28 protein-coding genes are annotated in these 22,253 nt (G+C 64.9%); 8 read left to right on the forward strand and 20 right to left on the reverse strand.

Features of this window, described 5'->3' with window-relative positions; all coding sequences use genetic code 11:
• Positions 1-196 precede the first annotated feature (196 nt).
• Together G6N09_RS06970 and G6N09_RS06975 are read left to right on the forward strand one after the other, a co-directional pair.
• On the forward strand, positions 197-772 hold the full coding sequence (locus G6N09_RS06970) for a Panacea domain-containing protein (protein ID WP_163752698.1): 576 nt from the start codon (positions 197-199) through the stop codon (positions 770-772).
• Positions 769-1,149 (forward strand): type II toxin-antitoxin system death-on-curing family toxin, encoded by a 381-nt coding sequence (locus G6N09_RS06975; RefSeq protein WP_197745907.1) that lies wholly within the window; start codon positions 769-771, stop codon positions 1,147-1,149. Before G6N09_RS06970 ends, G6N09_RS06975 begins: the two co-directional genes overlap by 4 nt.
• Before the next feature lie 602 nt (positions 1,150-1,751).
• Here G6N09_RS06975 and G6N09_RS06980 read toward each other — a convergent pair.
• The 4 genes from G6N09_RS06980 to G6N09_RS06995 all read right to left on the reverse strand — a co-directional run bounded on the left by G6N09_RS06980 (position 1,752) and on the right by G6N09_RS06995 (position 3,989).
• Positions 1,752-2,126: a hypothetical protein gene (locus G6N09_RS06980; protein WP_083025506.1), complete on the reverse strand. Its 375-nt coding sequence runs from the start codon at positions 2,124-2,126 to the stop codon at positions 1,752-1,754.
• A 256-nt stretch (positions 2,127-2,382) separates the two neighbouring features.
• Positions 2,383-2,787 carry an AAA family ATPase gene (locus G6N09_RS06985; protein ID WP_083025503.1) on the reverse strand — a complete coding sequence of 135 codons (405 nt, stop codon included), beginning with the start codon at positions 2,785-2,787 and terminating at the stop codon, positions 2,383-2,385.
• Positions 2,788-2,911: 124 nt separating this feature from the next.
• Complete coding sequence (locus tag G6N09_RS06990) at positions 2,912-3,565, reverse strand: hypothetical protein (protein ID WP_083025501.1); 654 nt, start codon at positions 3,563-3,565, stop codon at positions 2,912-2,914.
• Between the two features lie 13 nt (positions 3,566-3,578).
• The gene (locus tag G6N09_RS06995; protein WP_083025499.1) at positions 3,579-3,989 is read right to left on the reverse strand and encodes a helix-turn-helix domain-containing protein; all 411 of its coding nucleotides are present in this window, start codon (positions 3,987-3,989) and stop codon (positions 3,579-3,581) included.
• Positions 3,990-4,071: 82 nt separating this feature from the next.
• On the opposite strand from G6N09_RS06995, the gene G6N09_RS07000 reads away from it, so the two are divergent.
• Positions 4,072-4,377 (forward strand): DUF732 domain-containing protein, encoded by a 306-nt coding sequence (locus G6N09_RS07000; RefSeq protein WP_133053086.1) that lies wholly within the window; start codon positions 4,072-4,074, stop codon positions 4,375-4,377.
• Here G6N09_RS07000 and G6N09_RS07005 read toward each other — a convergent pair.
• From G6N09_RS07005 to G6N09_RS07010, 3 genes are all read right to left on the reverse strand, one after another.
• Complete coding sequence (locus G6N09_RS07005; RefSeq protein ID WP_083025495.1) at positions 4,374-6,164, reverse strand: Gp37-like protein; 1,791 nt, start codon at positions 6,162-6,164, stop codon at positions 4,374-4,376. The genes G6N09_RS07000 and G6N09_RS07005 overlap by 4 nt on opposite strands.
• Positions 6,161-6,292 carry a hypothetical protein gene (locus G6N09_RS20255; RefSeq protein ID WP_264073461.1) on the reverse strand — a complete coding sequence of 44 codons (132 nt, stop codon included), beginning with the start codon at positions 6,290-6,292 and terminating at the stop codon, positions 6,161-6,163. Before G6N09_RS20255 ends, G6N09_RS07005 begins: the two co-directional genes overlap by 4 nt.
• Positions 6,293-6,660: 368 nt before the next feature.
• The gene (locus G6N09_RS07010) at positions 6,661-6,930 is read right to left on the reverse strand and encodes a hypothetical protein (protein WP_083025493.1); all 270 of its coding nucleotides are present in this window, start codon (positions 6,928-6,930) and stop codon (positions 6,661-6,663) included.
• Between the two features lie 162 nt (positions 6,931-7,092).
• On the opposite strand from G6N09_RS07010, the gene G6N09_RS19720 reads away from it, so the two are divergent.
• A complete protein-coding gene (locus tag G6N09_RS19720) occupies positions 7,093-7,263 on the forward strand; it encodes a hypothetical protein (protein WP_220096728.1) in 171 nt (56 codons plus the stop codon).
• A 223-nt stretch (positions 7,264-7,486) separates the two neighbouring features.
• Here G6N09_RS19720 and G6N09_RS07020 read toward each other — a convergent pair whose 3' ends face one another.
• From G6N09_RS07020 to G6N09_RS07060, 9 genes are all read right to left on the reverse strand, one after another.
• Positions 7,487-8,146 (reverse strand): helix-turn-helix domain-containing protein, encoded by a 660-nt coding sequence (locus tag G6N09_RS07020; RefSeq protein ID WP_083025490.1) that lies wholly within the window; start codon positions 8,144-8,146, stop codon positions 7,487-7,489.
• A complete protein-coding gene (locus G6N09_RS07025; protein WP_083025613.1) occupies positions 8,143-9,642 on the reverse strand; it encodes an AAA family ATPase in 1,500 nt (499 codons plus the stop codon). The genes G6N09_RS07020 and G6N09_RS07025 overlap by 4 nt, the downstream gene beginning before the upstream one ends.
• Before the next feature lie 56 nt (positions 9,643-9,698).
• Positions 9,699-9,995, reverse strand: coding sequence for a DUF2742 domain-containing protein (locus tag G6N09_RS07030; protein ID WP_083025488.1), 297 nt, complete (start codon positions 9,993-9,995; stop codon positions 9,699-9,701).
• Complete coding sequence (locus G6N09_RS19900) at positions 9,992-10,177, reverse strand: DUF6011 domain-containing protein (protein WP_133053085.1); 186 nt, start codon at positions 10,175-10,177, stop codon at positions 9,992-9,994. The genes G6N09_RS07030 and G6N09_RS19900 overlap by 4 nt, the downstream gene beginning before the upstream one ends.
• Positions 10,174-10,407, reverse strand: coding sequence for a hypothetical protein (locus G6N09_RS07040; RefSeq protein WP_083025611.1), 234 nt, complete (start codon positions 10,405-10,407; stop codon positions 10,174-10,176). Before G6N09_RS07040 ends, G6N09_RS19900 begins: the two co-directional genes overlap by 4 nt.
• On the reverse strand, positions 10,407-10,838 hold the full coding sequence (locus tag G6N09_RS07045) for a hypothetical protein (RefSeq protein WP_133053084.1): 432 nt from the start codon (positions 10,836-10,838) through the stop codon (positions 10,407-10,409). Before G6N09_RS07045 ends, G6N09_RS07040 begins: the two co-directional genes overlap by 1 nt.
• Entirely contained in the window at positions 10,835-11,134 is a 300-nt protein-coding gene (locus tag G6N09_RS07050; RefSeq protein ID WP_083025483.1) for a hypothetical protein, read from the reverse strand. The genes G6N09_RS07045 and G6N09_RS07050 overlap by 4 nt, the downstream gene beginning before the upstream one ends.
• Entirely contained in the window at positions 11,131-11,364 is a 234-nt protein-coding gene (locus G6N09_RS07055) for a hypothetical protein (protein WP_083025481.1), read from the reverse strand. The genes G6N09_RS07050 and G6N09_RS07055 overlap by 4 nt, the downstream gene beginning before the upstream one ends.
• 163 nt (positions 11,365-11,527) lie before the next feature.
• On the reverse strand, positions 11,528-11,728 hold the full coding sequence (locus tag G6N09_RS07060; RefSeq protein ID WP_083025479.1) for a helix-turn-helix transcriptional regulator: 201 nt from the start codon (positions 11,726-11,728) through the stop codon (positions 11,528-11,530).
• Between the two features lie 113 nt (positions 11,729-11,841).
• Here G6N09_RS07060 and G6N09_RS07065 point away from each other — a divergent pair, with 113 nt between their 5' ends.
• Together G6N09_RS07065 and G6N09_RS07070 are read left to right on the forward strand one after the other, a co-directional pair.
• Complete coding sequence (locus tag G6N09_RS07065; protein ID WP_083025478.1) at positions 11,842-12,465, forward strand: helix-turn-helix domain-containing protein; 624 nt, start codon at positions 11,842-11,844, stop codon at positions 12,463-12,465.
• Positions 12,434-13,672: a tyrosine-type recombinase/integrase gene (locus G6N09_RS07070; RefSeq protein WP_197745909.1), complete on the forward strand. Its 1,239-nt coding sequence runs from the start codon at positions 12,434-12,436 to the stop codon at positions 13,670-13,672. The genes G6N09_RS07065 and G6N09_RS07070 overlap by 32 nt, the downstream gene beginning before the upstream one ends.
• Before the next feature lie 2 nt (positions 13,673-13,674).
• Here the strand turns inward: G6N09_RS07070 and G6N09_RS07075 are convergent, their stop codons facing one another.
• The 3 genes from G6N09_RS07075 to G6N09_RS07085 all read right to left on the reverse strand — a co-directional run bounded on the left by G6N09_RS07075 (position 13,675) and on the right by G6N09_RS07085 (position 17,190).
• Positions 13,675-14,784 carry a DUF4185 domain-containing protein gene (locus G6N09_RS07075; RefSeq protein WP_083025474.1) on the reverse strand — a complete coding sequence of 370 codons (1,110 nt, stop codon included), beginning with the start codon at positions 14,782-14,784 and terminating at the stop codon, positions 13,675-13,677.
• Positions 14,785-14,873: 89 nt separating this feature from the next.
• The gene (locus tag G6N09_RS07080) at positions 14,874-15,923 is read right to left on the reverse strand and encodes an aspartate-semialdehyde dehydrogenase (protein ID WP_083025471.1); all 1,050 of its coding nucleotides are present in this window, start codon (positions 15,921-15,923) and stop codon (positions 14,874-14,876) included.
• Position 15,924: 1 nt separating this feature from the next.
• Positions 15,925-17,190, reverse strand: a complete 1,266-nt coding sequence (locus G6N09_RS07085) for an aspartate kinase (protein ID WP_083025468.1) — start codon at positions 17,188-17,190, stop codon at positions 15,925-15,927.
• Positions 17,191-17,478: 288 nt separating this feature from the next.
• On the opposite strand from G6N09_RS07085, the gene leuA reads away from it, so the two are divergent.
• On the forward strand, positions 17,479-19,302 hold the full coding sequence (gene leuA, locus G6N09_RS07090) for a 2-isopropylmalate synthase (protein ID WP_083025465.1): 1,824 nt from the start codon (positions 17,479-17,481) through the stop codon (positions 19,300-19,302).
• 33 nt (positions 19,303-19,335) lie between these two features.
• Complete coding sequence (locus tag G6N09_RS07095) at positions 19,336-21,156, forward strand: sigma-54-dependent Fis family transcriptional regulator (RefSeq protein WP_083025463.1); 1,821 nt, start codon at positions 19,336-19,338, stop codon at positions 21,154-21,156.
• Here the strand turns inward: G6N09_RS07095 and G6N09_RS07100 are convergent.
• On the reverse strand, positions 21,138-22,139 hold the full coding sequence (locus G6N09_RS07100) for an alpha/beta hydrolase fold domain-containing protein (RefSeq protein WP_234806998.1): 1,002 nt from the start codon (positions 22,137-22,139) through the stop codon (positions 21,138-21,140). The two genes, G6N09_RS07095 and G6N09_RS07100, sit on opposite strands and share 19 nt — an antisense overlap.
• Positions 22,140-22,253 lie beyond the last annotated feature (114 nt).

Below are 22,253 nucleotides of genomic sequence, written 5' to 3' on the forward strand. Positions count from 1 at the left end.
CGATCAGGCCATGCCAGCAGATTTGCCGCGCTGGTTGTCGCCGATGGATGCTAAAAACTTATGCGCACGTAACATCTCGCCTGGGGCGATGGCATCAGAGCGGATGTCGGTAGCCTGGTCTAGCAGGAACGTCCTGCGCAGTTACGGCGTTTATCAGATAATTGGCGCAATACTACTTGTGACAGGGAGGATGACCATGGCGACTTCGCTTGACGTTGCGGCGTACATCCTCCGTGTCATGGCAGATGGCGGGGAAGACGCCCCGATCACTCGCACCGTGCAGAAGCTCGTCTACTACACCCAGGCGTGGAGCCTCGCGTGGGACGGGCGGCCAGCCTTCTATGAGCCGATCGAGGCATGGAAAGACGGCCCGGTAGTCCGCCGCCTGTACTCCGCACACCACAGGCAGTGGCGCGTATCCGAGATACCTGCCGGCGACCCCGACGCCCTGACTGACGAGGAAAAATCGATCGTTGATGCTGTCATGGCCTTCTACGGTCACATGAGCTTCGATCAACTCGTCGATCAGACGCACAAGGAACTGCCTTGGCAACGTGCGCGTGGTGACAAGCCGCCCGGTGCGCATAGCTGGGCTGAGATCACTCAAGGCTCGATGCGGTCTTTCTACACCGTGCAGAGCCTGAACGGACTGCCGACACCGGAGCGGCCGCAGTCCCGATCCAAGTACGTTGATGCGAATGAAGTGCGGGACGAGACCGCCACACAGACCAAAGTCTGGCGCGAGACGTTGGACTGGTTGGCTACCCGGTGACCAGACGCCTCGACTGCGAGGCCATCATCCACATCAATGAGAGCGTGACTGGTTTCGGTCACGCTCTCATTGACCGACCGGCTCTTGAATCAGCTGTGGAGCAACCGTTCGCGACCTGGGATGGGAAAGACCTCCATCCAACCTTGGTTGAGAAAGCCGCGATCCTGTTGCGCGGCATCGCGTTCAATCACCCCTTCCAGGACGGCAACAAGCGGACGGGATGGATGGCGTGCGTCGAGCTGCTGAGCCTCAACGGTGCGCCCCTGGATCACACTCGCATTCATCCCGTTCAGGCTGGCGAGATGGTGCTCAGCCTTGTGAAACATCAGATCGATGTGTTCCGACTCGCTGTCTGGCTGGCCGAGCACCTCGACTGAACTCTTCAGAGTGAAGTCTGGCTCCTCGCCAGGCGTTCATGGCTTGTCGGTGTGTGGGTCTACGTTTCCCGTAATGCCGGGGAACCCCCCTGGCCCCGGAGGAAGGGCGGCGAAGGTGGAGTTCAAGATCAATGAGGCTGGTATGCGGCAGCTTCAACGTGACTTGGAGAAGCGCGTGGCATCGGGAGTAGAGATCCCTAGTGGCGGATCTGAGGCTGACGCCATTCGTAGCGTGAAGGATCAGCTGAAGAAGATGGGCCTGACGCCTGACGATCAGGGAGTTCGGCAGATGGTCCGGGCTGCGCGCAAAGGAACCTAGATCAACCGGGCGCCGCGGTTGGGACCGACCACACCTTGAAGACCTACAGTCTGGCCGATATAGCGACCGGCGCCACTGAAGCCCACCTACAGCAAGACCAGGTGTCCAGCGGCCCTACACTCATCCCCGCAGACCTCGCCCAACTGGGCCGCCTCATACTCATGCGCAGCCGACTCATCGAAACCGATCAGATTGCCCCGGGCATCGTTGACAGCGATCGCATCCGGAACCTGCGAACACACGGCCACGAAATCCGGCTCCCAATCAGCCGTACGCCGCCGCCTCACGGATTCCCCACCGCATAAATCCCACGCATCCCACGACGCTGCGGCCGACCAGACCGGCGCACCGGCTCATCATCGTCCTCGTCGGACTCCTCGCCCGAAGGCACACGCAACGCCACCAACAACCGCGCCAAAGCAAGCCGCTGCTGCCGAACCTCCCCCAAGCACGGATGCGCACGGCCCCCATACGCCTCAGTCATCACCCCATCGCGGTCGATACGCTCCTGCAACTGCGCGATCAAGTCCGCCGTCCGAGCAGCATCCTCCAACAACGCCAACTCATGCTCATCCAGCTCAAAATCCGCAGTCACCGACGACCACAAGCGCTTACCCCGCGCCCGCAAACCAGCCGGCGCACGATGAACCTCAGCCACAGCTACCTCCTACAGCAAACTTTCCAGCCATTCCAGCAAACATTTTTGCCTCAACATCGGCATACGTTCAGATCGCGGGGGGAGTTAATGCCTATACCGCGAGCGGCGTCGTGGGAGGTCGGAGGGGTAGTCCCCCAGGGTATACGCAGGTCAGAGCCTTGCGGTCTGCATCGTCGCAGGTCAGGGTGACGCCAGCCCTCGCCCGGCCAGTTAACTGTCGTGGCCCTTTCAGCAAACTCATTAGCTGCACTTGTCATTATCGTTGGTACCAGCGTTCTGCCGCGGTGATGGCGTGGTTGGGCCGGTTGGTCTCTCGGCAGCGGTCCATGACCACGGTCTTGCCGGGGTCGAGGGTGAGGAGCGTGGCACCGATCTCTTCGTACTGGGCCACGGCTGTGGGTGAGAGGTAGCTGTCGATGATGAAGACGTTGATCGGCAGCATTGTGGCGAGCTTGAGGGCGCCTTGGATGGCTGTGCGTCTGACGGTCAGCGTGAGTTCGTGGGTGTGCTGACCGTGGGAGTGGTTGTCGGCGGGTTGTGCGGTGAGGGCGTTGGCGAGGGTGTCGTAGTCGATGGTGATGTCTCGTCCGGGTTGGGCGTGTTCTCGGACCCAGGCGCTTTTGCCGGCTGCCGGTGGCCCGGTGATGACGTAGACGGTCATTAGTGGATGGCCTTCCCCGCTGTGGGTTGTGGGGTGCGTGGCCGGTGCCTGGCTTCCGAGGTTCGGGCACCGGCCACGCCTTTCCGCCCCCCGCCGCCCCGTGTGTCGGGCGGCTGGTGGTGGTCTAGATGTAGGCGCGGGTCGGGCCGCTGCTGGGCTTGGTGGGTGCTTCGGGCGGCGTGGCAGCGAGCTTCTCCAGCTGTCGGGTGTCGCCCATCCCGGAGGGGTAAATCTCCTGTGCGACGTCGGGCGGAAGGCTGAGGCTTCCGACACTGAATACGACCGCGGTGGCAGTGTTGATGTTGCGGCCGGTGGGTATGGCCTGCAGCTCGTTGTAGGTGTCGGTTTGGCCGGTGCTGGTGGCATAGGTAGCGACGATGTCGTTGGCGCCGAGGGTCTGGGCGCGAGCGGCAATGGCGCTGGCCATGCTGGTGTCACCCATGTCGATGGCGCGGGTGAGCGCCGAGGCCAGTTGGCCGGGATCTGTGATTTGGGTGGCGCGGTCGGTTGCGTCGCGGTAGGCGATGACGGTGGAGGGGTTGGCGGCGGGGCCGATGCCGAAGAGTTTGCGGCTGAGTTGACGTTGGGCGGTGTCGTTGCCGGCGATGAATACGTCGCGTAGTTCGACGGCTTCCTGGTTGGCGGCGGCGATGGCTTTGGCTACCTCGTGGACTTGGCCGGCGGTGGAGTACCTGGTGTTCTCGCAGATGGTGTTGATGTCGTTCTGAAGGGCTTTGCGTAGTTCTGCCATTTGGGTTATGGCTTCGTTGAGTTGCATGTGCAGTCTCCGTTCAGGCGGTCAGTTTGTGGCTGTTGAGTTGTGCTGTTTGGATGAGCCAGCGGTTTCCGTGGCGGGTGGCTTGGAGTTGTCCGGCGGTGCATCGTTTACGGATGGCGCGGGTGGTGATGCCGAGCTGGGCCGCGGCTTGTTGAGTTGTGATCCACTGGGTTAAGTCTGCCGATTCGTCTTGTGCCTCTGCCGGTTTGGTTCCGGAAGCGGAACCGTGGCTGAGGGCGACGATATGGAGCGCCGCCAATGCTTCGTAGGCTTCGGGGTCGGTCATGCGTAGCCCGATGCGGCGGTCGGCTGTGAGTCCGGCTTGGGATTCCAGCCAGTACGCGATGCGCGGCGGCACGGAGACTGTGCCGTCGGGGTTGATGTGGCGGGCGATGCGCTCAGCCCAGTTGTCGGCGGGATTCATCAGCCCAGCTCCTGATAGATGTGAAGACCTGCGGGGGTGGTCTGTTAGGTGGTACTTGTTGTGAGTGGCAAGGATTGGTGTGTTGAAGCGCGTTACGTGGGCAGCGGGTCTCGGCGTGGCGTCGATGGGGTTGTTGCTGGGACCGTCTGGGGTGGCTCAGGCGGATGACCAGGCTTTTTTGGACCAAATTCCGCCGCGCAACTACATCTCCATGTACACGACCGATGCGGGTCGGCTGGCGAACGGCTACCAGATCTGCACGATGATCAAGACTGGTACGCCAACGCATGTGGTCGCCGAGTCTTACATGAAACTCGGTGATGGCTGGGCGTGGGTGAATGCTGCGCAACGTGAACTGTGCCCCGACACCCTTGTCCATTCCGGCTAAAACAAGTCGTTGGAGCCGAACAGTGTGCCGATTGCGGACCACATAGTTTGTAGTGTGCGGACTGCTTGGCCCATGGGGTTTTCCTGCTCCGACCCGGTACCGATCGTCACCTCGAAAGTCTTCGGGGTTGATTCGTCGTAATGCATTCTTATGGCAGTGAATTGGTCGGTGTAGAGCAGGCCGTCGATCTCGAACAGTGCCCGCGTCCCAAGATCAAAGTCGTAGTAGACCTGGTAGAGGCGGCGGTTCCAGATCGAGACTTTGAATGACTGGTAGGGGCGGGTTTTCCAATGCCCCTGCCGCAGTGTGAGTGCGGAGCTGATGGTGTAGGCGGTACCGCCACCCTCCTGAGTGAAATATTCCAAATAGCCCATGTCCCCGGCTGCGATCTCCCGCATCGGGTCCGTGTTCCGCATGAACGCCAACAGCATGTTGTCGAACTGCCCCTGGTAGGACTCTTCGATGCCGGACCCGATCGGGGCTGGGCCGGTTGCTCCGCCCGTACCAAACGCGTAGACGCCTGCTTGCGTTACCTGAATGAAGCTGAGTCCGTATTTGATTCCGAATGTTTGGAGCTGGTTTACCCAACCAGGACTCTTGCCGCCAGCCAGGATCGACTTCGCCTTGCTCTTGAAGATCGCCCGCTCGGACGACTTGATCGGCGACTGATCCAACGAGTCTCGGAACACGATCGACGGTTTGATCGGAGCGATACCAAGGAAATCCCGGACATACGGGGGGACGTTCTTCCCGGTGCGGGGGTCGATGGCGTCGGCGTCACGGAACTCGTACAGAATCTCCGAGATCAGATCGTCTGCTGTCGCCGCAACCAGGTTCACGGCCCCGTCGATCGCGGTGCCCGTCAACCCCACAACCCCAGACTGGTCCTCGACGGCGAGGACGATGCAGTTCCGGGATGGCCGCGCTGCCTCTTGGCCGATCAGGGCAGCGAGTTCGGGGTGTGGTGAGTCTTCGTCTTCGGTGAGCCAGGTGTAGGCGCGGACGTTGCAGCCCGCGTCCTTGAGCATGCCTTCGGTGGTGTCGTGGGCTGAGGACCAGCGTGACGCCAACACCGAGAATCGGCTGATGTCGGTGAGTGGATTCACGAATTGCATTTGGATTGGCCACCCCAACGGGGACCAAAGTCGGCCATCAGTCAGTGGTTTCAGCCATGCACCGGGGTTGACGAAATTGTCGATTACACCCAAGGGTGGGTAGAAGATCCGGGCGAGGTTGACGAACCCGGTCACCGCCACAATCGTGCGCGTGTTCCCCGGTAGCACCCATGCCTTCAGTGGCTGAAATTCCGGTGCACACCACGGCGTCGCCGCGAAATACAGGTGCTTCCAGTGCTCCCGGTTCTCCGCCACATCGAAATGCAGCTCATGCAACCCTTTTTCAGTCCGAACGTTACGAACCGCGGTGACTTTGCCGCCCCACCGCCACCGCCAGTTCCGATTGTTCGGATACGGATCAACCGTGATGTTCAGGTCATCGTTCGACCGAACATCAGTGCGCAGGAACTTGTTGATCCAATCCGAACCCCGCAACACAATCGACCCGGTACCCGTGTCATGCAACCTGGTCTCAATGTCGACCGATTTTTCACCGCCGATGCGGCCGATGAACTTCATGTCCTTGTCCCACAGCCGGATCAAAGGACGAGCACGCGACTCCGCATCCTTCGCATTACGTTTCGCGTCCGCCCACATATAGGCCGAGATCGGATTCTGGACAGGATCAGGTACCCCACCTTCGCTGATTTTGGGGAAGGTAATGGTGCTCATCGGTGGCCTCCCTGCATTGCGGGCTCGGGTGGCCGGACGCGGGCGATCAGTGCCATCCACTCGTCGTCGGGAAGGTCAGCGAGAAGCTGCTCAACCTCCGGCGTGAGAATGCCGTTGTAGTCGCTCACGGGCATACTCCTGAACCGTGTTCCGATCGAACAACCAGCGACCACCGATGCACTGCCCGTCGAGATCCGCGGCGAGGCGCCGCACATGCCTGTTCGACAGACCTAGCAGTGCGCCGGCTTGGGCAGCTGTTATCCATGACTCTGATTGTTCTGCGCCACTGCTATTTTCATGTCTCGACTCGGACAAAGCTGCAGTCTGCAGGTTGCGGTCGTGGGCACGGATGGCGATGTCAAGGCGCCGATACAAGGCCGTCACAGCGGGAGGGCACCCACGGCCAGCAATGGCGCGTTGCCGCACGAACTGGGCCAGACAGTAATAGCCCGCCTGTACCTCATTGGCGTCCAGCTCCATCCGCGTCGCCTCGGCCTTACCCGCCGAGCGCACTTTCCGCGTCCGCAGTTGCACGCCGAAGCGTTTCGACAACCTGGGACGGTTGGTTGCCGGTCAAGGAGGCGACATTGCGGCACAGGTTCGTCGTGATCGCGAGCAGTTGTCCCAGGAGGACTTCGCCGCGGTCGGTCCATTGCCGCATCAGAAGCTGTCCGGCTGCCGGGTCGCTGCGCAGGGACGCGTCGAGTAGGGCGATCGCGTCGCGGGCGGCGTCGAACTGCTCGGCGACCTCAGGATTCGTTGCCATTTTTGTTCCCTTCGTTGTTGTTTTACTTGCGATTTCGGGTGATCACTCGAATACCTGGCCAGCGATCACGCCGCGGGGCCTTCGGGTAGGCGGGTGGGCTTCGACCCACGCGGCGCAACTGGCTAAGGCTGGACAGGTACGACAGAGCGACAAGGCGACCGTGTGCCGGTACGCGACCTCCTCGTGCGGCTCGCCCTTGTCGGCGGGATCGAACGCGGCGAACAGTGTCCGGCATTTGGCGCCGGGCAGGCGTGGGGTGCCGGCCAACGCAGCGGTGAGGAGTTGCAGGGTGCCATCGGCGTCAAGGGTGCGATTCGGAATCCGATCCTCTGAGGCCGCGGCAGTCACGAGGCCTCCCGTGGGGTGTGTCGGGGTTCGCTGAAGTCGACCGTTGTGGGCGCTAGGTCCGCAGTGGCGAGCCTGCCGACGCAGGGCACTCGGGAGACCCGCCCATCGGCCTTGGTGCACGGTGCGCCGGGGTCTGCTTCGCAGTGAGGGCAGGGGACGTCCCACGCTCCCGTGTCCCGATAGGCGGCTAGGACGACATGGCCGGCGCTCACGCCACTGCCCCGCTCTGGTGGTGGTCGAGGATTCTGGTGACGGTGGAATATCCGACGCCGAGACGGCGGGCGATCATGCTGGGTGCCGCGCCGGCCGAGTGTTCAGCGAGCACCTGCGCGACTCGTTCGGGGGAGATCCGCACGACGCCTCGGTCCACGATGCGATGTGCGACGGCCAGGTGCGCATCAGCGCACGCCGGAGGCTCAGCAGAGTGCACGGCGGCGTGCGTGGCGTTGTGCACCTGCTGTGCGGGGCGGCTGGCGGTGAGGGCAAAGAGCGCGAGGGTGCTGACGCTCATGCCCAAGTCGACGACAGCGGGCGCGATCCACGCCAAGCTTGGCGCGATACCGGCCCACGTCATCACGAGGTCGCGAAGCGCTGCGAAGTTGAGTACGAATGCGCCGGTGGCGAGCAGTGCCGCGGCGGCCAGTGCGCAACGATGTGCAGCGCCGCCGATTCGGGCTTCAACGAGGAGGTGCACGCCGTGGATGGCGCACAACTGGACCAGGACTATGACCGTGGCGACGGCTGAGGCGAGGACGGGTACGCGTGCGTCGCCGAGCAGTGCGTGCACGATGACCCCGCTGATCGACACCGCCGCCGAGGCCAAGAGCCAGCTCCAAAAGAACCGCTTCCCATTCCGGGTGGCGTTCATGAAGTGGCCTCTGCGGGAGCGATGGCATAGACGGTGGACTGGCCGATGCGGCGCACGAAGCTCAGTTCGGGGCTGCGCTGGATGTAGGTGGATACGTTCGGTGCCCCGTAGCCGTTGGCACGTCCGGCAGCGTGCACAGCAAACGATGTGACCTCGGTTTCGCCGGCGGCGCGGAGGTCGTCGATGTACTGGGCGAGCCAGTCCGGGCAGGAAAGCTTAGGGCGGTCGGAATCTGGCGACCTGCGGGAATCCAAGTCAGTGACAGTTGCGGTTCGGTTGGCATCCCTCGCGCGGGGGGAATCTGCCAACCTGCCATCCTTGCCATCCAGACCCGGGATGGCATCAGAAACACCCTGATCAGAGGCTGGATGGCAGGATGGCAAGCCTCTCATTGTCTGGGCGCCTTCCTGGTGGCCATCCTGTTCGACGAACGGAAGCAACTGCCAGTAGTACGGGCCGCCGTTTTCCTTGCGGAACGGCTTGCCGATGCGGCATCGCTTGGCCAGTTCCTCGCGGGCTCGACGGGTCTGATCGGCGCTGTATCCGGCTTCGGCCATCTGAGCTACCGCGGCGTCCTTGGTGACTTCCAGCAGTGCGCCGTTGGGTCCGGTCAGGATCTGCACCAGCATGGCGGCCTTGTCGGTGACCGGCTTGTCCGTGGGGCTCGCCGCTGGCCCGCCGGCCGCTGCGTCGCGGAGGGCGTCGGAGACGGTGCGGTCGGTTTCCTCACCGAGGACGAAGCGGCTGACGGCCGCAGTCTTTCCGCTATCGGTGGTTACCTCCACCGGTTCCAACGTGTAGGTGTACGACAGTCCCTCGGGGCCAATGCTGCTCTTGGCGTGAGTCATCAGCCGAGTTCCGTCTTCGGCGTTGTCGTCCTTGGCGAATCCGAAAATCGAACGGGCCACTTCACCGAAAGCACTGGACCCATTGAGGGCGGCCACCACGTCTCCGGTGAAGGACTTCTTCAGGTGCGCGATACCGATCACTACACCGTCGATGGCTTCAGCCAGCTTGACCCACGGCTCCAAGCGAGCACGTACCTCATTGGAGCGGTTCACGTCGGTGGCCGATCCCACGACGGACATCAGCGGGTCGAGAACCACCACCTTGATGCCGTGCGCCTTGAACTCGTCGGCCAGCGCCTGCATGTTCAGGTGGCGCAGGATCGACACGGTATCGGTGCCGTCCTCGGATTCGAATTGGACTTCTGGAATGACCACCTTGTCCATATCGGCGCCTGCGGCCCGTAGTCCGGGCTTCATCATGTACACCTCGGACTCTTCGGTGCCGATCCATGCGACGCTGACCGGGGTGCCGTACCACGCTCCGGGAAGGGTTCCGTTCGTAGCTTCCGCGCCGAACCATCTGGCTGTCGTGGACTTTCCAGCGGCGGGACGGCCGCCGAAGATCACCAGGGTTCCGACCGCGATTCCTGGGTATCCCGGTTTCGGTTCCCACGCCAATGTCGGTACGTCGTCGATGACGGTGGACATAGGGCGCAGGTTGATTCGGATTCGGTGGTTGTTGTTCTGATCCGGCACTCGGTCGGTCAAGCTGTCCTCCTGGGTATGCATGCGCCGCCGCGGCCGCGCCGGATGCAGCGGGCAACGGCGGGCCAGTCCTCGATTCGGGCAATGGCTTTCGAGGCGTCGGCAGCGGCCTCTTGACGGGTGTCCTGCTCGAGCGCCCACCAGACGGCCGCCCACAGCAAGGCACTCCATTTGGCGGGGTTGGCGTCGTCGAGGTGCATCCATGCGGGGGTTCCGGGCACAAGGCCCGGTTCCCCCAGCAGCGGCGCCACCAGGTCGTAGACGGTCAGGTACGTGACCTGGCGACTGCCGGTCATCCGGCTTCCCGGGCCGCACAGGTCTTTCCGATGCCGTCGCGGACGCTGGCAGGGTCGGTCAGCCAACGGCCGCACCCGCGGCAGCGCATCGCCAACCGCCATTCCGGAAGCTGGTCGGGGATACCGGCCCGCAGTGGGCCGGCTCCCTTCGCCGTGTCGGCCTTGGCAACGTGGCTGGTCAATGCGACCACCCGCCCTTAGGCCGGGCGATTACCCGCCCGTACTGATCGTTGGCGTAGTCCAGCGTGGCCTCATTGATCAGGGCCTCTGCGTTCTCCCCGGCGGTCTGGCAGCCGGGACAAATCAGGCCTAGGATGACGCCGCGCTCGGCGCGCACGTTCCAACCGTCACCGGCGCCGAGGTTCCGCAGCCGTCTCCCGCACCGTTCGCAGCGAGCCACCTTGGCGGCCATCACGCACCGCCCTGGATCTCGGCGACCACCGTCAACAGGTTCTTGGCCATGGCGACGGCTTCGGCCGGCGTCAGCTTGAACTCCGTGTCGACGCTCCAGAACTGCCTGCTGCTCTCCCGGTATACGTACAGCGCCACGTATGGCAGCCGGTAGTAGCGACCGCAGGCGTAGGCACTGATATGCGGATCGACGTCGATGTCGAGTTCCTTGTGGGATGCCGGTGCAGCCTCTTCAAGACTGCACCCGACCGAGTAGAGCCGCCCCTGGCACCGCTGATCTACGCGGTGAGACTCCCTCGGGTGGCCGTCGCCTTCAAGACACCATGGGGCGCAGGGCCAACCGTTGGCGAGAGTCACCTCTGCCGTAGCCGAAGCCCTGGCAAGGGTTGCTGCCGCGTCCCGCATCGTTGTCGACAGAGAGTCGGCGGTCATCGCTGGCCTGCCCACAGGTCTGCGAGGTCCGCGACCTCGATCAGGGCCGCCGCCACCTTGCGCGCGTCATCGGCGGACATGCTGGTGTCGGCGAAGTAGACCTCCGGCGGATCGTTCTCGACTGTCACTCGTCCGTCGCCGAGCTGCGCACAGACCGCACGGGGAGCCAGGTCCTCAGATAGACCATTCGGCTTCTCCGACCAGACCATCCGAATCGGGCAGCCATCCACGATCTCCCAGTCATCGACGTGGCCGGGATCGGCACCGGGCGGCAGGGGGATGGCGTAGGCGCTCACAGTGCCACCGCCTCGGCGGTGATCCGCTGGGCGACCCGATCGATCAGGCGCTGCGCGGCACGGAGGTGCGCCTTGGCGGTCACGATGTCGATTGCCGCGGGCAGAGGCGTGTCGTCAGGCAACTCAGTGAGGGCGTCCGCCAATTCCTTGGCGGCCTGGTTAGCGTGGCAGAACGCGGCGGCCAGCCGCCCGTCGATCTGCGGGGCCAGCCGGGTTATGGGTACAGTCATGGTTGAACCTCGTTTCTGCTGGTGATGTAGCGATGGGTGTTCCGGCCCTCGGCGGTGTTGGCGCACCGACCGGGGGCATTTCTTGTGGCGGACACCAGATCCTCTGTCTGGTCCCCCTCGGGCCACAGGCCCAAGTCCTCGTGCTCGGGGTAGACGCGCATCTCTAGGCCGCATCCCCGCCGCCGCGTTTGGTGACTTGCTCCTGCTCGGCGATCCAGTTCTCAAGCTCGGATCGCCGGTAGACGACCTTTCTTCCCAGGGAGAACGACGGCGGACCCTGGTTTGTGCTGCGCCAGTACCGCAGTGTGTTCACGTTGATGCCAGTCGCCTCGGCGACCGCAGCGGTGCTCATGTATTCGGCCATACCAACCTCTCTTAGTCGCATTAGGCGTCCACCATGGCCAATAATTGGTCGCCAATCACGACCATAATGGACATGGGCAGCCAACGCAACCACCATGTGGAAAACTGGTCGCCATGGACGACCATGCGACGTGGAGCCTCTGGACGGGTGCGGGGATGCAGAAGGCGCGCGAGGCTTCCGGCTTGAGCCTGCACAAGCTGGCTGCCCGATGCGCGGAACTTGAGGTGCCGATCCACCGGGTTGCGCTGAGCAAGATCGAGGCCGGGGAGCGGACGCCAACTATCGACGAGATAACTGTGATCGCGGTCGCACTCAAAACATCGCCAGCCATGCTGATTTTCGGAGCCGACCTGATAGACGGACCTGTCGAACTACTACCCTCGCTCCGAACTGCGGCAGACCATGCCCTGCAATGGTTTTCGGGAGAATCACCGCTGACTCCCGACGTGCACAGCGAATATCGACAGGCCAACTACCCGATCTACCTGGCGCAGCGGTTGGAGGACGTGAAAGAGTCGCTCAGGTACTCCATTCGGAGCATGAAGGACGAACTGGGCCGCAATGATCAACACGCGCAGACATTCCGTCGCATGATGATCGAATGTCAGGAGTCGCTCTCGATGCTCCAATCCGACGCCCGAGATAGCGGCCTGATTCTGAACGACATTGACGACGGAAACGGCTCAAAACGGCGATTTGCCCATCGTGACGACCCAAATGATGACCCAGACGCGTAACCGCCGTTCTGGTGTCGAGGACCGCTGGCACCGCGCCGGCGACGGTGAGCCATGCGCGGAGAAGTCTCACGGCAAGCTCGGAACGTTGGTTCAGAGCAAGACTCATGGTGTCGGGAAACGTTGGCGGGCGCGGTATGTCGACGACAACAGCAAGGAACACGCGAAGAGCTTCACCCGTAAGACGGACGCGCAGGCGTGGCTTGATGAGATCACTGCGGCGTTCGCCACCGGGTCCTACATCGACCCGCAGCGCGGCAAGATCACCTTCGCCTCGTTCTACAAGGCGTGGTCAGCGCGCCAGGTCTGGGTGTCCGGGACGCAGCACGCGATGGATCTCGCCGCCAACAGCGTGACCTTCAGCAACGTCGCCTTCAACGATCTGCGGATGTCGCACGTCGAGGAGTGGGTGAAGCGGATGCAGGACCGCGGCCTGGAGGCAACGACGATCCGCACCCGGTTCGCCAACGTGCGCAGTGTCATTCGTGCCGCAGTTCAGGACAAAGCAGCGCCCCGCGACGTGACCGTGACGGTGAAGCTGCCGAGAGTCCGCAAGAGTGAGTCGGCGATGAGCATCCCGACCGCCCAGGAGGTTGGGGCGGCCATCCGGGCGACAGCCGATATCGAGCCTGAGTATGGGGCGTTCATCGCCGTGTGTGGGTTCGCTGGCCTGCGGCGCGGTGAAGCGTCAGCCCTGAAGGTCTCCGACGTCGATTTCATCCGCAAGGAGATCCATGTGCGCCGGCAGGTGCAGTGGACCGACGACGGTCGAATGGAGGTCCGCGGGCCGAAGTACGGATCTGAGCGCACCATCTTCGCGCCGGAGGGACTGGTGAAGATCCTCGCCGAGCATGTCCGCCTCTACCGGGGTGGCGATGATCCAGACCGCTGGTTGTTTCCCAGTTCGCGCGACAAGACGCACCCGGCGCATGCTGCCACGGTTGGCCGTTGGTGGCGGATCGTTCGCCAGAAGGTCGGCATCGAGTACCGGTTGCATGATCTGCGGCACTTCTACGCGTCCGGGTTGATCGCTGCTGGTTGCGATGTGGTGACCGTGCAGCGGGCGCTCGGACATAGCTTGGCGTCGGTCACCTTGGACACCTACGGGCACTTGTGGCCGAACGCTAACGACCGGACCAGGAAGGCCGCAGCGGGCCTTGTTGAGCAGGCGCTGGGAGCTACTGCGGACGCTCTGCGGACGGATGCTTGAAATTAGCCTGTTGACCAGGGCTTGAACGGGTTGACCGCGAACTGGATCACCCGATAGGGCGCGCGGTCCCGTAGCTGGGTGTTCCATTGACTGACGAACACCCGCAGCTCGTCGAGGGTTGATCCCGGCGAGATGTAGCCGCCGTAGGGCTGGGCCAGCCGGTTGTCGAAGGGCGGCGGCAGGGTCTCGACGGGCATGGGCGGATCCGGCCACTCGGCGTGCTGCACCACCGTGGTCACTGGCGCGGTCCCCAGCCCGGTCGGTTCATAGGCCACCCGGACCTCCATGTTGCCGGTGGTGCCGTTGAAGTACGACAGCACCGGCTTGCCGTCGATCTGGCGCAGGCTGAGCTCACCGATCTGGTCGTTCCACAACGGCGTCGGCTTGTGCCCCCAGCCATCGTCGGCCGACCAGCCCTGCCAGGCCGATCGGTCGGTGAACGCATCCGGGGTGACCCGATAAAGCGTCACCGCGGAACTGCGATTGAAGTTGTTGGCGACGATGTATACCCAGCCGGCGTCGGAGTCCGGTGCCGGAATCGGGTCGTAGTAGCCGCTGATCTGGGACTGACCGTGATCCTGATAGGAGGCCGGCCGCGCCGATCCCGGCACCGTCTGCCAACCCGGTTGCGCCGGGTCGGCTTTCACCAACCGTGAGCTCTGGGGCACCAGCATCTTGGCGGTGGTCACCATCAGATAGTTGGTCCGGTTGATCGAGACGATGCCGGCCGGCAATTGGGTGGCACCCACCGGGGCCGGGTCGGCCAGCAGCGGCTTGTCCACACCGAGCACCCCGGTGTAGCGCACCCCGGCGGCGTCGTCGACAGAGTCGGGATTCAGGCGCAGCGCAATCGGGGAATACCAACCGCCGTAGCCCACGCCTTGACCGGCGAAGCTGTCACCGCAGATCTGCAGGATCGCGCTGGGAAACTCCATGAACTCGCACAGATCGGTGGCGCCGATACCGTAATCGCCGGTGGGTGTTCCGGTTCCGGCACTGGGCCCGATCCGCACCACCTGACCCTCGGCCAGCGGCCACAGCAGTGGACGCGGGATGGGCGCGGGCGGCTCGGCATGCGCGGCAGCCGGCAGCACCAACAGCAGTGCCGCCAACGCGGCTCCCGCCGAGCGTGCAATCAGACCGAGAAATCGTGGGAGATTTCGCGCTGAGTGCACGTTCGGCGCCCGGAGCAGTCGGGAGTCTAGGCCCCGGCCAGCAGCTCGGCGATCTGAATCGTGTTGAGCGCCGCGCCTTTACGCAGGTTGTCTCCGGAGACGAACAGCGCCAGACCTCGCCCGTCGGGAGCGCCCGGATCAACCCGGATCCGGCCCACCAGCGAGTCGTCGGCACCGGCCGCGGCCAACGGGGTCGGCACGTCGGTCACCGTCACACCCGGGGCATCGGCCAGCAGCTCGGCAGCCCGCTGCGGAGACAGCGGCCGGGCGAACTCGGCGTTGATCGACAGTGAGTGCCCGGTGAACACCGGAACGCGAACACAGGTGCCGCTCACCAAAAGCTCTGGGATACCCAGGATCTTGCGGCTCTCATAACGCAGCTTCTGGTCTTCGTCGGTCTCACCTGAGCCGTCGTCGACCAGCGAACCCGCCAGGGCGATCACGTTGAACGCGATCGGTGCGACGTACTTGTCCGGTGCCGGGAAATCCACCGCGCCACCGTCGTGCACCAGTTGCTCGGCACCGTCGACGACGGCCCGGACCTGGGTGGCCAGCTCCTGCACGCCGGCCAGCCCGCTGCCCGAGACCGCCTGGTAGGTCGAGACGATCAGCCGAGTCAGGCCGGCTTCGTCGTGCAGCGGCTTGAGCACCGGCATGGCCGCCATCGTGGTGCAGTTCGGGTTGGCGATGATCCCCTTGGCGAGCTTCTTACCGCGCACATCGCGGTCGAAGTTCACCTCCGACACCACCAGCGGCACTTGCGCGTCCTTGCGCCATGCCGACGAGTTGTCGATCACCGTGACCCCGGCTGCGGCGAACCGCGGCGCCTGCACCCGCGACATCGTGGCACCCGCGGAGAACAGCGCGATGTCCAATCCCGACGGATCGGCGGTCTCGGAGTCCTCGACCTCGATCTCGGCGCCACGGAACGGCAGTTTGCGGCCGGCCGAGCGCGCCGAGGCGAAGAACCGCACTTCGTCGGCCGGGAAGTTGCGCTCCTCGAGCAGGGCGCGCATCACCTGGCCGACCTGGCCGGTGGCACCGACTATCCCGATTGATAACCCCTGGGCAGCCATTTTAGCGCCCCGTCCCGCCGTAGACGGTGGCCGCCTCGTTACTGCCCAGGCCGAACGCCTCGTGCAGCGACACGACAGCCTTGTCCAGATCATCCTCGGCGCACAGCACCGAGATCCGGATCTCCGAGGTGGAGATCAGGTCGATGTTGACCCCGTTGTCGGCCAGCGTCTCGCAGAAGGTGGCCGTAACACCCGGGTGGCTGCGCATCCCGGCGCCGATCAGCGACACCTTGCCGACCTTGGCGTCGTAGAGCACCTCGGTGAAACCGATCTCGCTCTTGAGCGACTCCAACTTGGCCACCGCGGCCGGACCGTTGTCACGCGGGCAGGTGAAGGTGATGTCGGTCTTACCGTCTTCGATCTTGGAGACGTTCTGCAGCACCATGTCGATGTTGATGTCAGCGTCGGCGACCGCGCGGAAGATCTTGGCCGCGTAACCGGGCAGGTCGGGGATACCGACCACGGTCACCTTGGCCTCACTGCGGTCGTGTGCGACTCCGGTCAGGATGGCGTCTTCCATGGGGATGTCCTCGATCGATCCGGAAACAATGGTGCCCGGCTTGTCCGAGTAGGACGACCGAACGTGGATGGGCAGGTGGTAGCGACGGGCGTACTCCACGCAGCGCAACATGAGCACCTTGGCTCCGCACGCGGCGAGTTCGAGCATCTCCTCGAAGGTCACGGTGTCCAGGCGCTTGGCGTTGGGCACGATGCGCGGGTCGGCACTGAAGATGCCGTCGACGTCGGTGTAGATCTCGCAGACATCGGCTTTGAGCGCCGCGGCCAGCGCCACCGCGGTGGTGTCCGAGCCGCCACGCCCCAGCGTGGTGACGTCCTTGGTGTCCTGGCTGACGCCCTGGAAACCGGCAACCAGCACCACCTGGTCTTCGCCGAGAGCGGCCTGCAGCCGACCCGGGGTGACGTCGATGATCTTCGCCTTGCCGTGCGCACCCGTGGTGATCACGCCGGCCTGCGAACCGGTGAAGGATCGCGCGTTGCAGCCCAGTTCCTCCACGGCCATGGCCACCAGCGCGTTGGAGATCCGCTCACCGGCGGTCAGCAACATGTCCAGCTCACGGGCCGGCGGCGCCGAACAGACCTGCTGCGCGAGGTCTAGGAGGTCATCGGTGGTGTCGCCCATCGCCGAGCAGACCACTACGACCTCGTTACCGGCTCTTTTGGTCTCGACGATGCGCTCGGCCACCCGGCGGACCCGGTCGGCGTCGGCCACCGACGATCCGCCGTATTTCTGCACGACGAGCGCCACGGTCGTCCTTTCCGCCGATCTGACTGATCGGGCCTCTATAAGAACCTCAACAAGGATAGGGGACGACGTTCACCCGCTCACTCTGCGTCCAGGGCGGCAACGTGCCAGTACGTCGCGCCGTGGGCACAGAGTCAACGTGTAAGCTCTGCTACGTGCTGCGCGTGCTCCTGCTCGGACGCCGCGACGGGGTCTGACCAGGACCGGCTTCCCGTCGCGGGTTTCGCCGATGCGCCGGTCTGAGTCCCTTTGACAAAACCTGTCAAGCCCTGACAAGCCGGAGCGAAAATCGTGACTACCTATTCCAGTACTTCCAGCCCGGACGCCTTCACGTCCAGCCGCGCCATCACCAAACCCGCGGGACCGCGTGGCCCCGGCCAGCCCGACTGGAACCCCCAGCGCGGCTCGGCGATGCCGGTCAACCGGTACCGCAGCTTCACCGACGAGGTGCCGGGCGGCAGCCCGGTCCCGTTTGACCGGACCTGGCCGGACCGTGTCATCGAGCGCGCGCCCCTGTGGTGCGCAGTCGACCTGCGCGACGGCAACCAGGCTCTGATCGACCCGATGAGCCCGGCCCGCAAACGCCGGATGTTCGACCTGCTGGTGGCCATGGGCTACAAGGAGATCGAGGTCGGTTTCCCGTCGGCCAGCCAGACCGACTTCGACTTCGTTCGCGAAATCATCACCGACGGTGCGGTTCCCGACGACGTCACCCTGCAGGTGCTGACCCAGTGCCGTGACGAGCTGATCGAGCGCACCTTCGAAGCCTGCGCAGGCGCGAAGAACGTGATCGTGCACTTCTACAACTCGACATCGGTGCTGCAACGCCGCGTGGTGTTCCGCGCCGACCGGGAGGCGGTGCAGGCCATCGCGGTCGCCGGTGCCCGCAAGTGCCTGGAAGAGCAGGCCAAGTATCCGGGCACCCGGTGGCGCTACGAGTACTCGCCGGAGTCCTACACCGGAACCGAACTGGAGTACGCCAAGGCGGTGTGCGACGCCGTCGGTGACGTGATCGAGCCCACGCCGGACAACCCGATCATCTTCAACCTGCCGGCGACCGTCGAGATGGCCACGCCCAACGTCTACGCCGACTCGATCGAGTGGATGAGTCGCAACCTCAAGCGACGCGACTCGGTGATCCTGAGCCTGCACCCGCACAATGACCGTGGCACCGCGGTGGCCGCCGCCGAGCTGGGATACCAGGCCGGGGCCGATCGCATCGAAGGCTGCCTGTTCGGCAACGGCGAACGCACCGGAAACGTGTGCCTGGTGACGCTGGGCCTGAACCTGTTCTCGCGCGGGGTGGACCCCCAGATCGACTTCTCCAACATCGACGAGATCCGCCGCACCGTCGAGTACTGCAACCAGCTGGGCGTTCCCGAGCGGCACCCCTACGGCGGCGACCTGGTCTACACCGCGTTCTCCGGCAGCCATCAGGACGCCATCAACAAGGGCCTGGACCAGATGAAGGCCGACGCCGACGCCGCCGACAGCGACGTCGACGACATGCTCTGGCAGGTGCCCTACCTGCCGATCGACCCCCGTGACGTCGGCCGCACCTACGAGGCGGTGATCCGGGTCAACTCGCAGTCCGGCAAGGGCGGCGTGGCTTACGTGATGAAGACCGATCATGGCCTGGTGCTGCCGCGCCGGCTGCAGATCGAGTTCTCCAAGGTGATTCAGCAGCTGACCGACGGAGAAGGCGGCGAGGTCACCCCCAAGGAGATGTGGGACGCGTTCGCCGACGAATACCTGAACCCGATCCGGCCCCTGGAGCGCATGCACCAGAAGCTGATCGCGGCCGAGACCGACGACGGCACCGACCGCATCGAGGCCACCGTGTTGGTCGACGGAGTGGAGACCCAGATCGCGGGGTCCGGCAATGGACCGCTGGCCGCGTTCGTCGACGCACTGAGCAGTGTGGGTGTTCAGGTGAACGTTCTGGACTACTCCGAGCACGCGATGAGCGCCGGCGAGGAGGCCAAGGCCGCAGCGTATGTGGAGGCGCAGATCGGCCACCATGTCGTCTGGGGCGTCGGGATAGCACCGTCGATCACCACCGCCTCGCTGCGCGCGGTGGTTTCTGCGGTGAACCGGGCGGCCCGGCTCGGCTAGACCCACGGGGGCGATGATGACGCGAGTGACGCGATGGCCGGGGATGACAACCCCCTGCTGAGGGTGGGCGCCGACCGGGTGGCCTCCCCGGAACCCGGCGGTCCCATCGCAGCAGGCGTCTCGGAGGTGATCATCGCTTCGTGGGAGCGCAGCCGGGACGCCGGCGTCGACGTCGTCCGCCCCATCAGCACCTACAGCGATGAGATCGACACCGATTCGCTGCTGGCGCGCTGCGCGCGGCCGGTTATGGACCAGCTCAGAGATGACATCTCCACTTCCGAGCTGCCCTTGGCGGTGGGCCTGACCGACCGCAGGGTGCGTGTCGTTGCGCGAGTCGACTCCTGCGCGGCGGCCACTCCCCTGTTCGACCGCGTCCAATACGCGCCCGGATTCGACTTTTCCGAGTCGGCCGTGGGCACCAACGGCGCCGGGACCGTCTTCGAGTCGGGCCAAGCCGTCAGCATCGTCGGCCCTGAGCATTACAGCGAAAGCCTGACGTCCTTCGCAGCCGGTGGTGCCCCGATCCTCGACCCGGTCACCGGACGCGTCGAGGGCGTGGTCGCCATCGCCACCCTCGCCGACGCCTGGAGTCCGGCGATGCAGGCCCTGGTCAAGACGGCCGCCCGGGAGATCGGCCGCAATCTGCTGCTCGACCGCGGCCAGGCCCAACAGGCAGTCTTCGAGGCCTATCTGCGCGTCACCGCCCGCTCGGCACGGGCGGCGGTCTTCGCGTTCGGGGCGGCCCTGCAGATCGCCAACCCGGCCGCCCAACAGATGTTCGACGCCGGCGAGCAACAGGTGCTCCGCGACCACGCGACCTTCCTGTTAGCCCACAAAGAACGTGCCAGCGACACCCTGCTCCTGCCGGGAAGTCAACGCCTGGTGCGCATTCGCGGCGTCCGCGTCTTCGCCGGCGCCCAGATCGCCGGGATGCTGGTGATCGCCGAACCGGCGACGTCGCGGCGGGCCGGGGCCGCTGGAGAACCCGCCGGGTCCGGCCTGCTGCCACTTGGTGTGCCCACGCTGTTCGGCTCGCTGGAGCCCCTGGCCGGGGGCCGCTCGCCGGCCTGGGTGCGGGCCTGTGGCGAACTGCGCGAAGCACTCGATCGCCAGACACCTGTGCTACTGATCGGCGAGGCCGGGGTGGGCAAGTTCACCCTGGCCACACAGCTTTTCCGGTCCGTCTACCCCGGCGCACGCATCGTGACGGTGGACGCCGGACAGGGCGCGACCGACGGCCCGGACAGCCCCCTGCCCGACGAGTCGGACCAGCCCACCCTGTACGTCGCGCGCAACATCGACCAGGCAGACGCGGAGGGAATCGGCACGCTGGACGAGTACTTCGCGCAGGTCGAATCACTCGACTCGCCCAGCTGGAGGGTCGCCACCGTGTCGCACGACCCGGCCGGTTCGCCGCCGGCACTCGGCGCACTCCTGGGTCATTTCGACGCAGCGATCACGGTGCCCCCACTGCGCTACCGCACCGACGACCTGCCGGGCATCACCGCCGCACTGCTGCGCGGGATCGCGGCCGAACGCCGGGTGCGACTGAGCCCGGCAGCGCACCGGCTCATCGGCCGCTATTCGTGGCCGGGCAACATCTCGCAGCTGCGGGACGCCCTGGAGCATGCCCTGCGCCAACGCCAGGTCGGCGAACTCACCGACACAGATCTGCCCGGCTACTGCCAGAGCGTGTCCCGCCGCGCCCTGACTCAGCTCGAAGCGATCGAACGCGACGCCATCGTCGCGGCCCTGCGGCAGGCCGGCGGCAACCGGGTCGCTGCCGCAGCGCAGCTGGGTATGTCACGGTCAAGCCTGTACCGCAAGCTGAAGACCTACGGGATCACCACGTAGTCGTCGACACCCTCCGGGACCGCCATCCAATCGGTCACTTCACGGATGTAGGCGCCGATCTGACGCAGCGAGCGGTTGGCCTCCGGAACTATCGGCGCGATCTGGAACACGTGCATCTGACCGGGCCACACCCGCAGCTGAACCGGAACGCCGACCCCGGCCAGGCTGCGCGCCACCAGCGTCGCGTCGTGCAGCATGGCCTCGGAACCGGACACGTGGATCAGGGTGGGGCACAACCCTGACTCGATGTGGTCGAGCGGTTCGAAGATCTCCTCGCGCGTGCCGTCGGCGCCCCTGCGCCTGGCGGCATGGGCGATCAGGTCGACCAACGCGTCGAAGGCCTTGGCGGGGAACATCGCATCGGTGGCACTGTTGGGGTGCTCGCGCCGCGACGCCTTGGCGATCTGGGTCAACGGCGACAAGCAGACCACGGCAGCGGGCTGTTCCGCCTCATCGAGCAGCCGTACCGCCAGTGCCAACGCCAGGTAACCGCCCGCGGAATCGCCGGCCACCACAATCTGATCAGGCGCGTATCCCTGACTCCGCAGCCACTGGTAGCCGTCATAGCAGTCGTCGATCGCCGCGCCGATGGAGTGCTTGGGGATCATCCGGTAACCGACCACCAACGCCGGGCTGTCCGCATACTTCGACAGCGTGGTGACCATCCGGTCGTGGGTGTTCACACCGCACGTCAAGAAGGCGCCGCCGTGCAGATACAGCACCACGCGGCCCCTACCGTCGGCTGGCCTGACCCCGGCGGCACGGACCAGTCGTGCCGTGCACTTCGGCAGCCGAACCGTGCGTCGAACGCTGCCCGGGGCGGAGGGGACGACCCGGGCAGCGTGGTCCAACAGGCCCCATGGCCATGGCGCGTTCGGCAGTTGGGCACCGACGGCAAGGATGGGTCGAATGCTGAGCCGGGCGGCCAGCCCGACCAGCTGACCGGCAAGGCTGGGTCCGTTCTCCACAACCTCGTCCAGCATCGAGTGATCCCGGTGGTGAGCGGGGTTCGACGTGCTCCGACTGGCCCACCCTGCCAGCGGTGTCACGTCTGCGGGGGTCCGGTCGTCGCGGACGGCGGCGGTCATCGCTGTCCT

The sequence above is a fragment of the Mycolicibacter minnesotensis genome, assembly GCF_010731755.1.
Classification (GTDB): domain Bacteria; phylum Actinomycetota; class Actinomycetes; order Mycobacteriales; family Mycobacteriaceae; genus Mycobacterium; species Mycobacterium minnesotense.